Source organism: Nostoc sp. CHAB 5715 (assembly GCF_020829685.1).
In the GTDB taxonomy this organism is placed as follows: domain Bacteria; phylum Cyanobacteriota; class Cyanobacteriia; order Cyanobacteriales; family Nostocaceae; genus Nostoc.
This window is the reverse complement of record NZ_JAIVFR010000118.1, coordinates 1-11023: the sequence shown is the minus strand read 5'-3', so window position 1 is coordinate 11023 and position 11023 is coordinate 1. Positions and strand designations below refer to the sequence as shown.

Here is an 11023-nt window from a genome sequence, read left to right as displayed (position 1 = left end):
ATATCATCATCTACCTGATTAAATTCGCCTGCCATCAATTTTTGCTTCCAAATATAAAACTTGGAGTCACTTGCATTAAACCATCTGGGAAATAGATAACCATACCAATATCTCTCAATCGGTGTCATCAGATCGAACTTTGCTTTTTGTTCTTCTTCTGAAGGTAAGGATTTAATTATCAGCCAAATTGTCGAATCCGTAATTACCTCTAGCAAAAAGGCAGTGACGAAGGGTTTTGCAGTCAGGGAACCTGGCTTGATGTCTTTTACCCAACGATTGATTTCATCTAATCTTCTCGCTAAATTATAATCTATCGAGGAGGCTTGCTCGATAAGGGACTTTAGCTTATCCTTAATCTCTTTTGCTTGCAAACGATGCCCTACTTTCAGAAGATTACGCTTTTTTTACACACTGATAACTAGATTTTAACTTGAAAATGTCTTTAATTAATTTTCTGATATAGCAATCCGATTTAATTTTTGAACTTATTTGCGTAGGCAGGGAGTAGGGAGTAGGGAGTAGGGAGTAGGGAATCAGCCCTTTCGAGTTGTACGGAGTTTTTTCAAAAATCAAATAGGAGTCCTATATCATCAAATATTCTCTAGGTCGATGCCCTGTGTACGTAAAACCTCCCGTAGTCGAGCAATTTCTTGCTCTGCTTGTTGGGCACGTTCTTCTGCCTGCTGGGCGCGTTCTTCTGCCTGTTCGGCACGTAAACGTTCTTGTTGGGCCAATTCTTCAGATGATAGTATCAATTGATTTTCAGTAGTGAAGAATCTTAATTTACCTTCGTAAACTCCCAAATAAAGTTCTAACTGCTGACTCCACAAACGTCCATCAGTAGTTAATTGAATTTCTTGATACTTTCCATCAACTAGATGAAATCCCTGAAGTTCCATTGTTACAGGGTTAAACCAGAAATAATCTGGTGTACGGAAGGTATCTTGATAAACTTGTTTTTTTAAACCTTTATCAACTGCTGTGGTTGAACTTGACAAAATTTCCACAATCACATTCGGATATTTGCCGTCTTCTTGCCAAACTACCCAACTTTTACGGTCTTTTTTCTCGGTTCCCAAAACTACAAAAAAGTCTGGGCCACGGAAATGTTCTGATTTTTTCTGGTTAGGACTGTAATAAATCGTCAAATTGCCAGAAGCATAAAAATCTTGCCTCTCTCGCCACCACAATTTCAGGATGCGAATCAGTAAATCAATTTGTTCTCGGTGTAGGTCACTTTCCAAGGGTGGTTCGTCACTCAGTATATCGCCAGGAGGAAAAATAACTTCGTCCTTTGAAATATTATCAGAGATGATTTCTAGGGTAGCAGGTTCAGACATCAGCGATCGCTCCGCAATTTATTTACTGAAAACTTGGTAACTTACAGATGGATTTGAAAACTTGCAATAACTCAATCGCATCTGGAGATTCGTTTAAACTTAATAATGGCATTAACTGATAAGTTGGCTGCTGGTCATGTCTTAAATAAACAAATTGATAACGCAGTCCATTAGTTGCCAAACCCCAAACAGATGGTTGTTGATCTAAACTTTTAAAAGCATAAGTGAGTAATTGAGGTAAACCTTCACTCACTTCAACCGCACTATTTTTCGTTTCAATTACCACAACCCAAAAAGGCGGTGCAATATTACTTTGAGGATTGTTGATTGCTAAAATATCCATCCGTCCGGTAATTCTTCTGTCTTCATCTTCAACTGCGATCGCAATACTATCTTCCATTGTCAACCGAATCGGCACATCGTAAAATCCAGCTAACCGCATTAAGGGTGCAATTGTTATAAATTTAACCAAACCTTCAGAAATTTTACCCAACCTAAGATAACGGTGGAAGTCGTTTCTAATTCGCAATAAATCTTGTTGTTCAAACTCTGTTAACGGTTCTAGATTTAAGAAGTCTGTGAATGAACCAGTTGAAAGTTCTTCCAGTTTGAGAAAGCGATGAACATCGTTGAGAAATAGGCTGCTAGCTTCGAGAATAAGTGGCATAGTTTTAGAAAAGGGAGTGGGGAATGGGGAGATGAGGGAGATGAGGGTGATGAGGGTGATGAGGGAGATGAGGGAGATGAGGGAGATGAGGGAGATGAGGGAGATGAGGAAGATGAGGGTGATGAGGGAGATGAGGAAGATGAGGGAGATGAGGGAGATGAGGGAGATGAGGGAGATGAGGAAGATGAGGGTGATGAGGGAGATGAGGAAGATGAGGGTGACGCTCTGACGCGGGGAATGACCAATGACTAATGACTAATGACTAATGACTAATGACTAATGACTAATGACTAATGACTAATGACAAATGACAAATGACTAATGACTAATGACTAATGACGCTTAACGAAAATCTAAACAATGTCTAGCACAACTGGGCTAAGAATAGTTTTTAGTATTAATAGCGATCGCACTCATAACTAACCATGTCTCAACCAACTATAGAATCAATCCTCCAAGAAAACCGCCTATTTCATCCTACCTCGGAATTCTCGCAGAATGCCCATATCAAAAGCCTGGATGACTATCAGCGTCTCTATGCTAAAGCCAAAGCTGATCCGCAGCAATTTTGGGCAGATTTGGCTGGAACAGAATTAGAATGGTTCCAAAAATGGGATACAGTATTAGACTGGCAACCACCTTTTGCTAAATGGTTCGTTGGCGGTAAAATTAATATTTCTTACAACTGCCTTGACAGACATCTCACTACCTGGCGCAAAAATAAAGCAGCATTGATTTGGGAAGGAGAACCAGGTGATTCGCGTACCCTCACATACTCCCAACTGCACCGGGAAGTTTGCCAGTTCGCTAATGTATTGAAGCAACTGGGTGTACAAAAAGGCGATCGCGTTGGTATATATATGCCAATGATTCCCGAAGCTGCGATCGCTATGTTAGCCTGTGCCAGAATTGGCGCACCACACAGTGTGGTATTTGGTGGTTTTAGTGCCGAAGCTTTGCGCGATCGCTTAATCGATGTTCAAGCTAAACTAGTAATCACGGCTGATGGTGGTTGGCGCAAAGATGCGATCGTCCCTCTCAAGGAACAGGTAGATAAAGCCTTAGCTGATGGTGCTGTTCCCAGTATCGAAAATGTCCTAGTTGTCAAGCGTACCGGACAAGAAACTTATATGCAGTTGGGGGGACGCGATCATTGGTGGCATGATTTGCAAAAAGGTGCATCAACAGATTGTCCTGCCGAACCGATGGACAGCGAAGATATGCTGTTTGTCCTCTACACTTCTGGCAGCACGGGCAAACCGAAGGGCGTAGTGCATACAACTGCTGGTTATAATTTGTATACGCATATAACCACCAAGTGGATCTTTGACCTGCAAGACACAGATGTATATTGGTGTACCGCCGATGTAGGTTGGATTACGGGACACAGCTACATAGTCTACGGCCCTCTTTCCAACGGTGCAACCACGGTGATGTATGAAGGTGCGCCGCGTGCTTCTAATCCTGGCTGTTTTTGGGATGTAATTGAAAAATACGGCGTTAATGTTTTTTATACTGCACCTACAGCAATTCGGGCATTTATTAAGATGGGCGAACAACATCCCAATGCGCGAAACCTGTCTTCCTTGCGTTTGCTGGGAACCGTCGGCGAACCGATTAACCCCGAAGCTTGGATGTGGTATCACAAAGTAATTGGTGGCGATCGCTGTCCAATTGTGGATACTTGGTGGCAAACGGAAACCGGCGGTATCATGATTACACCGCTACCAGGAGCAATTCCCACCAAACCCGGTTCTGCAACTCTTCCCTTCCCAGGAATTATTGCAGATGTTGTGGATTTAGAAGGAAACACCGTACCCAATAACGAAGGCGGTTATCTAGCAGTGCGTCATCCTTGGCCAGGAATGATGCGGACAGTCTACGGCGATCCAGAACGCTTCCGCCGCACCTATTGGGAACACATTCCGCCCAAGGATGGTAACTATACTTACTTTGCTGGTGATGGCGCTAGACGTGATGAAGACAGCTACTTCTGGGTAATGGGTCGTGTGGATGACGTACTGAATGTATCAGGACACCGCCTCGGTACAATGGAAGTAGAATCAGCCTTAGTTTCGCATCCAGCAGTTGCAGAAGCTGCGGTAGTGGGTAAACCAGATGAACTTAAGGGTGAAGAAGTAGTTGCTTTTGTGACATTAGAAGGCACTTATCAGGGAAGTGAAGAACTGAGTAAAGAACTCAAACAGCACGTTGTTAAAGAAATAGGTGCGATCGCGCGTCCCGGAGAAATTCGCTTTACAGACGCTTTGCCGAAAACGCGATCGGGTAAGATTATGCGGCGCTTGCTGCGGAATCTAGCCGCCGGACAAGAGGTATCTGGGGATACTTCAACATTGGAAGATAGAAGCGTGTTGGATAAATTGCGAGAAGGCGCGTAAGTAATGCAAATTTCTCAAAATAGGAGTCTGTTAACAACAAACTAACACAAAGCAATACTTAATAATGTAGGGTAGGCAAAACAGCCTGCCCTTTGTTAAGCAGGCTCGATTAAAATAGGTCTATAAATGAGAGATGCACTAGGGCAAAGAGGCGAAGCAATTTTTACAGTATTAATGACAGAATTTCACTCTCATGCTGGCCCTATTTTCAAGCCGCAGTTTTTAGGAGATAAATGGCAATATGTTGATTTTATTGTAGAGTTGGTAGGGGCTGGTAAATCTGTTCCTTATTTCTTTGTACAAGTGAAGACAACAAGAAAAGGTTACACTAAAAAATATAACCGTTTGAAGGTGAAAGTGCCAAAAGAAAATGTAATGGGTTTAGCATCTTATCCAGCACCCACTTATATATAGCAATCCTATCTGATTTGTGAAAATTCTCAGTGTCCAGATCCCCGACTTCTTAAAGAAGTCGGGGATCTAACTTTTCACGAATGATTTAGGATTGCTATAGTAGGTATCGATGAAATTCAAGAGGTAGGTTACATGGTTTCTGCAAATGGTGAAAGTCTTAAGTCTCTGTCAAGCCTTTCTACTCAATTTAAAATTATCAAACAAAATAGAGAACTGCTATGGCAGGGAGTTGATGATTTTTGGGGCAGATACCATACTAATCAGTTAGTTTCCAAATTTGCCGATCAAGACTGGAGATAAAACAAAAAGGAAGAACCTGGGGAGGAAGTTGACATTAGACCGATCAAACGTCAAGCTAGTTTTGAGGACTATTGACTAGTGATTTGCTTTCATACAAGCAAAAATCAGCAGTAGTAGAATAACCTAATAGAGTGCGTAAATTTTACGTAGCTTTTTTTAATTTTTTGAGGTAACTTTTGATGACCGCAACTTCTCCCCGATTAAAGCACGAGGTTAAAGACCTCGGCCTAGCTGCCTTGGGTAGACAGCGCATTGAATGGGCTGGACGCGAAATGCCAGTTTTGCGGCAAATCCGCGATCGCTTTGCTATCGAGAAACCCTTCGCTGGTTTACGCCTTGTAGCTTGCGCCCACATTACAACAGAAACAGCACATTTGGCGATCGCTCTGAAAGCCGGTGGTGCAGATGCGCTTTTAATTGCTAGCAATCCCTTATCAACTCAAGATGACGTAGCCGCTAGCCTCGTCGTCGATCATGAAATTCCTGTCTTTGCTCAAAAAGGCGAAGATAACGCAACTTATAACCGCCACGTCCAAATAGCTTTAGATCATCGCCCCAATATCATTATTGATGACGGTAGCGATGTAGTTGCAACTTTGGTACAAGAACGCCAACACCAAATTGCTGATTTGATTGGCACCACCGAAGAAACCACCACTGGTATTGTGCGGTTACGCGCCATGTTTAGAGAAGGCGTTCTTACTTTCCCCGCAGTCAACGTTAACGACGCTGACACCAAGCACTTCTTTGATAATCGCTATGGTACTGGGCAATCAACCCTAGATGGCATTATCCGCGCCACAAATATTTTGTTGGCTGGGAAGAACGTTGTTGTTGTCGGTTATGGCTGGTGTGGTAAAGGTACAGCCCTCCGCGCCCGTGGGATGGGTGCTAACGTCATCGTCACCGAAATCGACCCCATCAAGGCAATTGAAGCCGTAATGGATGGCTTCCGCGTCCTGCCAATGGCAGAAGCTGCACCCCAAGGTGATATCTTTATCACTGTGACTGGTAACAAGCACGTCGTTCGTGGTGAACACTTCGATGTCATGAAAGATGGTGCGATCGTTTGTAACTCCGGTCACTTTGACTTGGAACTTGATTTGAAATACTTGGCTGCACAAGCTAAGGAAATCAAAGAAGTTCGTCCTTTCACTGAAGAATACAAGTTGAAAAATGGTAAATCAGTTGTCGTTCTCGGACAAGGACGCTTGATTAACCTAGCTGCGGCTGAAGGACACCCCAGCGCGGTAATGGATATGAGTTTTGCAAACCAAGCTTTGGCTTGTGAATTCCTGGTGAAGAATAAGGGTAAGTTGCAACCTGGTTTGCACTCAATTCCTGTTGAGGTTGATCAAGAAATTGCTCGGTTGAAGTTGCAAGCTATTGGGATCACGATTGATAGTTTGACAGCAGATCAAATTGAGTACATCAATTCTTGGACAAGTGGAACTTGATACATTGATTAGTTGATTTTTTGGGGGATAGGCGTTTTGCTTATCCCTTTTTTTTGTGTTTCTCTCGCAGAGATGCAGAGGCAGAGAGAGAGGATATAATAGGATGGAGGGTGTTATTGTAAGTTTGTATGTCAGCAAAAGATTTTTTTCATAATGCTGTTAAGTTAGCTTTAGAGAAAGATGGTTGGTTAATTACTGATGATCCTTTAATATTTATAGTAGATACTATAGAATTTCGTCTTGATTTAGGAGTAGAAAGACTTTTAGGAGCAGAAAAAGAAGGAGAAAAAATAGCAGTTGAAATAAAATCTTTTTTGGGAAAATCAGCGATTAGTGAATTTCATACAGCTTTAGGACAAACATTAATTACCGTTCTATTTTAAGAAAAGAAGAACCTGATCGTATTTTATATTTAGCAATTAGTTATGAAATATATACAGCTTTTTTTCTGATATCTGTGATTCAAGAAATAATTGCTGAACATAAATTAAAATTATTGATATTTGAAAGTAGCAAAGAGGAGATTATTTTATGGAAGGAATGAATTATCCTGAATTAGTACAGACAGTATTAGCAAGACATACAGAAAGTCATTTAGCCAAGGGAACGGAAATACAATTAATATTTGATAATCAAAAAAATCACTATTTAGTAATTCATCTAGGTTGGGAAGGTGAAAAACGGACTTATGGTTCGGTGATTCATATAGATATTATCAATGGAAAAATCTGGATTCAGTGCGATTTTACAGAGGAAGGTGTAGCTAATGAATTAGTAGAATTGGGAGTACCAAAAACAGATATAGTTTTAGGTTTTAGATCACCTCATGTGAGACAGTTTACTGGTTTTGCATCGGTTTAATCATTTTTTGTATGTCAGCAAAAGATATTTTTCATAATTTTGGCAATATCTCAAGATATCTACCAAGACTTTTTTATAGATTCTTTTATTAAAAGTGTATTAGAACGATATGAAATCAAATTATTCGTTTTTAATATTCAGAAACAGGAGATAGTATTATGGAAAAATTAGATTATTAGGAATTAGTGAAAATCATCATCTATAAATATGCAAATGAGCGACCTAAAGAAGATTTAGAAAATACCGAAATTGTCTTTGATACAGAACGCGATCGCTACTTATTAGTATATGTGGGATGGCATGATGAAGAACGAGTGTATGGATGCCCGATTCATATTAGCATCAAAGATGGAAAGATTTGGATTCAGCGCGATTTTACTGAAGAAGGAATAGCTAATCAATTAGTAGAATTAGGTGTGCCGACAACAGATATTGTTTTAGGTTTTAGATCGCCTTATGTCAGGCAGTTTACTGGTTTTGCATCTGTTTAAATCTTTTGAATTTTATCTCGACTGAAGAACATACTCAAGCTCTCAAACTAGCTGAGGATTCACTTAACCGTATACAGGAACTAATTGAGGGTGAAACAAAATGGCAATGGTATCGTGACCGAACTTTGTTTGAGCAAATTGAAAAGCTCAGAGATATTGATAAAGAAACTAATTCTCCAATGCTTCAGCAAACAGAAGAACTTTTTACTTTAATTCAGGATTTTACAGGAATTGGAAAACTGGACTTTGACGATTTATAACTTATTTAAAATATTACTATATTTTCGCCTTCTTCCTTTGCGCGAAATAAACCAAAAATATCCCCATCATTAATCATTAGGAGGATGCCAATTTAAACTAACCCAAATTGCCCTAGCTTGTACAATATCTTCATTGTTTAATCTTAAAGCTAAAACCGTTGCCCTTCCACTAGCAGTTATCCCAATAATATGAGTACCACCATTTGCCCACTGAAAATGATCTAACCATCTTTCTAGACGAGGATTAAACAAAGATACAGTTTCATTAGTTACAGGATCATTAGCAGTTATTTTTGCTCCTTTAAATTCATTACAGCGATAACAACAAGCAGATAAATTTTCTCGTTCATCACTTCCCCCTAATGAAGTGGGCAAGATATGATCCATTACTAATGGCATACCTATTAAACGGCTAGATGTGCGGCAATATTCACATCTATGTCCAGCTTCATTAATGACTTGTTGACGAATAGATTTAGGGATAGATGACACTGCTATTACTTTACTAATTACTCAAAATCTAGAATAGAATAGCCTTTCCATTTTAAAAGTGCATAAGAGTATGCTTTTTTTAGCATTAAATAATCAGCACTTACTCGGAGCGATCGCAACAATAATCTATCTGATTCACTTAACTGATGATTTTGATTTTTTTCTAAAAGTTGTAAATGTAGTTCTTGTTGACTTTCTGGAACTTGACTTTGACCAACAGTTAATAATTCCTCAATCGTTAATTCTTGCATAGCAATTAATTCACCTTGTAATTCCAGGGGTGCACAATCAACAGCAGGAGGAGCATTTCTTTGGTTAGTCATAAATTTTATAATAATTACTTAATTTATAGTATAGCTGTGTTTTATGTTAAGGTAATAATTGCTCAAAATCTACAATAGAATAACCTTTCCATTTTAAAAGTGCATAAGGATAGGCTTTTTTCAGCATTAAATAATCAGTACTTACTCTCAGCGATGCCTGCGGTGGTCACTGAGCGCAGCCGAAGTGCGGGCTATGCCTACGCAAAACTACACCCACTCAGGGCAATTCATAAATTGCCCCTAAGAAGAAAATTATTCTTTTCGGCTATTGTTTGCGTAAGTCCTGTTCACTTTTTGCTTTCCGGCTAAAAAGTCGATAGTATAGCGACGTACTAATTTCCTTTAAGGGAAACAGCAGATAGGTGAGAGGATTTATTGCCACAATAATATTTCGGAAGTCTCGCCGGGCGAAAAATAAGATAGCACGAGCAACTTGCTGTGCAGACATCACTCCATAAGGATTCAGTTGACTCTTAAATGGGCCAAGAATTAACTTGCGAATTACACAATCCCCATCCAAACGCTTCAGGGTAACAATATCTCCTAGCGCTCTTTTGCTGAGTTCATAAAGCGGACTTAGTGCTGGAGAAACCTCAGCCTCAGAAGTGTTTACCCAGATTTCCTTGGTTGCTTTTGCTTGTGGCCCTGTTACAGTTGTCAAAAATATATCCATCAACCGCAATGCTGAAAAGGTATTCACCTCATAAGAAGAGTTGATAGCTTCCGAGGTGCGGCTGGCGTAGACATTGATTCCGTGGTTGATAATTAAAATATCTACTTTCTCTAAACTATTTCTCAGTTCGGCTTCATTACCTAACTGCCAAGGAACCACCTTCACTCCAACTTGCTCTACTAATTTTTCTGGATTAGTGGTTAAGGCCACAACTTTAGCATTATTCTTTACAAGTTCAGCCGCTAATGCTTGTCCCAACGCTCCTGATGCTCCGGTTAAAGCGATAGTTTTACCCTTGAGAGACAGTCCTGTACCAAGAATTTTATCCACTATGGGAAAGACACCACTGTAGTAAGCGTTGACATCATCAAAATGATGCCGCCAATGGTAAGACCGATTCACCCACCAAATGGATGGTATTGTCTCTAAAGGGCCGGGTAGGTGGTTGTAGTCTGTATCAATTTTTCCCTGGAAATATCGCACAGACGCGCCATACAAGAAGGTGCAACCATAAGCTACTCCCAGCCATAACCCCTTATGCTGGACAATTAAGGCAATGACTACCAATACCACCAGCAGTAAACTTGATTCTAAAATGTCGTGATAGAGTTGGGATTCTTGATAAACTTTCAGGGAAACTATTGATAAATCGCGGCGGTAAGCCATGTGGTGCTTATTGTGCCATTTAGCAAGCCAATTGACTTGGTGACACAAAGCATGGTAGCTGTCTCTCAACACCTCAGCAGCGAATAGCGGTACGTGGGCTCGCCGCTGTCACAGCCAAAGGTCCGGTAGGTGTCCAAGAGCAGCCGCCGTTCGGCTTCGCGCGGGTCTTTGGTGGGTTTGGCCGCGTTGTATTTCTTGAGGTAGTCCTTGGGCGTTGCCGTCAGGCCCAGCTTGTAGCCCATGAAATAGTCGAACACGGCGCGCGCGTTGCCGCCGATCGAGCGGTGCGCTTCGTCAGAGATGACCAGGTCGAAGTCCGTGGGCGCGAACTGCTTGAACTTGTTGTTGAACAGCAGCGACTGCACCGTCGTCACGACAACCTCGGCCTTGCGCCAGTCGTCACGGTTTTCCTTGTAGATGGACGATGTGTAGTCGTTCTTCAGCAGCGCGACGAACGCCTTGTGGGCCTGCCCCTCCAGCTCGACCCGGTCCACCAGGAACAGCACGCGGCGCGCGTTACCGGTGCGCAGGAACAGCTTGATGACGGCGGCCGAGGTCAGCGTCTTGCCGGTGCCGGTCGCCATCTCGAACAGGAAGCGGGTTTTGCCAGCCTTGACGGCGTCTTGAATGCGCAGCACCGCACGCTGCTGGTACGGGCGCATGAAGCGCAGCTTGTTCTT

At 41.5% G+C, this 11023-nt stretch carries 14 protein-coding genes and 3 pseudogenes; 9 read left to right on the top strand and 8 right to left on the bottom strand.

The window, feature by feature from the left end; all coding sequences use genetic code 11:
* The 4 genes and pseudogenes from LC574_RS09055 to LC574_RS09040 all read right to left on the bottom strand — a co-directional run.
* A pseudogene (locus LC574_RS09055) lies at window positions 1-371 on the bottom strand (hypothetical protein); the annotation flags it as partial.
* 219 nt (window positions 372-590) lie between these two features.
* The gene (locus tag LC574_RS09050) at window positions 591-1340 is read right to left on the bottom strand and encodes a Uma2 family endonuclease (protein ID WP_229453045.1); all 750 of its coding nucleotides are present in this window, start codon (window positions 1338-1340) and stop codon (window positions 591-593) included.
* Between the two features lie 22 nt (window positions 1341-1362).
* Window positions 1363-2007, bottom strand: a complete 645-nt coding sequence (locus LC574_RS09045; RefSeq protein WP_229453044.1) for a restriction endonuclease subunit R — start codon at window positions 2005-2007, stop codon at window positions 1363-1365.
* A complete protein-coding gene (locus tag LC574_RS09040) occupies window positions 1908-2252 on the bottom strand; it encodes a hypothetical protein (RefSeq protein ID WP_229453042.1) in 345 nt (114 codons plus the stop codon). The genes LC574_RS09045 and LC574_RS09040 overlap by 100 nt, the downstream gene beginning before the upstream one ends.
* A gap of 180 nt (window positions 2253-2432) precedes the next feature.
* Here LC574_RS09040 and acs point away from each other — a divergent pair, with 180 nt between their 5' ends.
* From acs to LC574_RS08995, 9 genes and pseudogenes are all read left to right on the top strand, one after another.
* Entirely contained in the window at window positions 2433-4406 is a 1974-nt protein-coding gene (gene acs, locus LC574_RS09035) for an acetate--CoA ligase (RefSeq protein WP_229453041.1), read from the top strand.
* A 126-nt stretch (window positions 4407-4532) separates the two neighbouring features.
* Entirely contained in the window at window positions 4533-4820 is a 288-nt protein-coding gene (locus LC574_RS09030; RefSeq protein WP_229453039.1) for a DUF4365 domain-containing protein, read from the top strand.
* 132 nt (window positions 4821-4952) lie between these two features.
* The gene (locus tag LC574_RS09025; protein ID WP_229453037.1) at window positions 4953-5120 is read left to right on the top strand and encodes a hypothetical protein; all 168 of its coding nucleotides are present in this window, start codon (window positions 4953-4955) and stop codon (window positions 5118-5120) included.
* 179 nt (window positions 5121-5299) lie between these two features.
* A complete protein-coding gene (ahcY, locus tag LC574_RS09020; protein ID WP_229453036.1) occupies window positions 5300-6577 on the top strand; it encodes an adenosylhomocysteinase in 1278 nt (425 codons plus the stop codon).
* A 128-nt stretch (window positions 6578-6705) separates the two neighbouring features.
* Window positions 6706-7121, top strand: a pseudogene (locus tag LC574_RS09015) (XisH family protein).
* A complete protein-coding gene (locus LC574_RS09010) occupies window positions 7109-7438 on the top strand; it encodes a XisI protein (protein ID WP_094353376.1) in 330 nt (109 codons plus the stop codon). The pseudogene LC574_RS09015 and the gene LC574_RS09010 overlap by 13 nt, the downstream one beginning before the upstream one ends.
* 39 nt (window positions 7439-7477) lie before the next feature.
* Window positions 7478-7609, top strand: a complete 132-nt coding sequence (locus tag LC574_RS09005; RefSeq protein WP_229453034.1) for an element excision factor XisH family protein — start codon at window positions 7478-7480, stop codon at window positions 7607-7609.
* 14 nt (window positions 7610-7623) lie between these two features.
* A complete protein-coding gene (locus LC574_RS09000; RefSeq protein WP_229453032.1) occupies window positions 7624-7929 on the top strand; it encodes a XisI protein in 306 nt (101 codons plus the stop codon).
* Window positions 7930-7934: 5 nt separating this feature from the next.
* Complete coding sequence (locus LC574_RS08995; protein WP_229453031.1) at window positions 7935-8189, top strand: hypothetical protein; 255 nt, start codon at window positions 7935-7937, stop codon at window positions 8187-8189.
* Window positions 8190-8258: 69 nt separating this feature from the next.
* Here LC574_RS08995 and LC574_RS08990 read toward each other — a convergent pair whose 3' ends face one another.
* The 4 genes and pseudogenes from LC574_RS08990 to LC574_RS08975 form a co-directional block, all read right to left on the bottom strand.
* On the bottom strand, window positions 8259-8681 hold the full coding sequence (locus LC574_RS08990) for an HNH endonuclease (RefSeq protein ID WP_229453029.1): 423 nt from the start codon (window positions 8679-8681) through the stop codon (window positions 8259-8261).
* Window positions 8682-8698: 17 nt separating this feature from the next.
* On the bottom strand, window positions 8699-9004 hold the full coding sequence (locus LC574_RS08985) for a hypothetical protein (RefSeq protein WP_229453027.1): 306 nt from the start codon (window positions 9002-9004) through the stop codon (window positions 8699-8701).
* A gap of 265 nt (window positions 9005-9269) precedes the next feature.
* Window positions 9270-10421, bottom strand: a pseudogene (locus LC574_RS08980) (bifunctional sterol desaturase/short chain dehydrogenase); the annotation flags it as partial.
* A complete protein-coding gene (locus tag LC574_RS08975; RefSeq protein WP_229453047.1) occupies window positions 10409-11005 on the bottom strand; it encodes a DEAD/DEAH box helicase family protein in 597 nt (198 codons plus the stop codon). The gene LC574_RS08975 and the pseudogene LC574_RS08980, both read right to left, overlap by 13 nt.
* Between the last annotated feature and the right edge of the window lie 18 nt (window positions 11006-11023).

Bases quoted from the DNA above. Each gene is read 5' to 3' on its own strand.
- LC574_RS09050 (WP_229453045.1), bottom strand. From the start codon at position 1,340: ATGTCTGAACCTGCTACCCTAGAAATCATCTCTGATAATATTTCAAAG.
- LC574_RS09045 (WP_229453044.1), bottom strand. From the start codon at position 2,007: ATGCCACTTATTCTCGAAGCTAGCAGCCTATTTCTCAACGATGTTCAT.
- acs (WP_229453041.1), top strand. From the start codon at position 2,433: ATGTCTCAACCAACTATAGAATCAATCCTCCAAGAAAACCGCCTATTT.
- LC574_RS09030 (WP_229453039.1), top strand. From the start codon at position 4,533: ATGAGAGATGCACTAGGGCAAAGAGGCGAAGCAATTTTTACAGTATTA.
- LC574_RS09025 (WP_229453037.1), top strand. From the start codon at position 4,953: ATGGTTTCTGCAAATGGTGAAAGTCTTAAGTCTCTGTCAAGCCTTTCT.
- ahcY (WP_229453036.1), top strand. From the start codon at position 5,300: ATGACCGCAACTTCTCCCCGATTAAAGCACGAGGTTAAAGACCTCGGC.
- LC574_RS09010 (WP_094353376.1), top strand. From the start codon at position 7,109: ATGGAAGGAATGAATTATCCTGAATTAGTACAGACAGTATTAGCAAGA.
- LC574_RS08985 (WP_229453027.1), bottom strand. From the start codon at position 9,004: ATGACTAACCAAAGAAATGCTCCTCCTGCTGTTGATTGTGCACCCCTG.
- LC574_RS08975 (WP_229453047.1), bottom strand. From the start codon at position 11,005: ATGCGCCCGTACCAGCAGCGTGCGGTGCTGCGCATTCAAGACGCCGTC.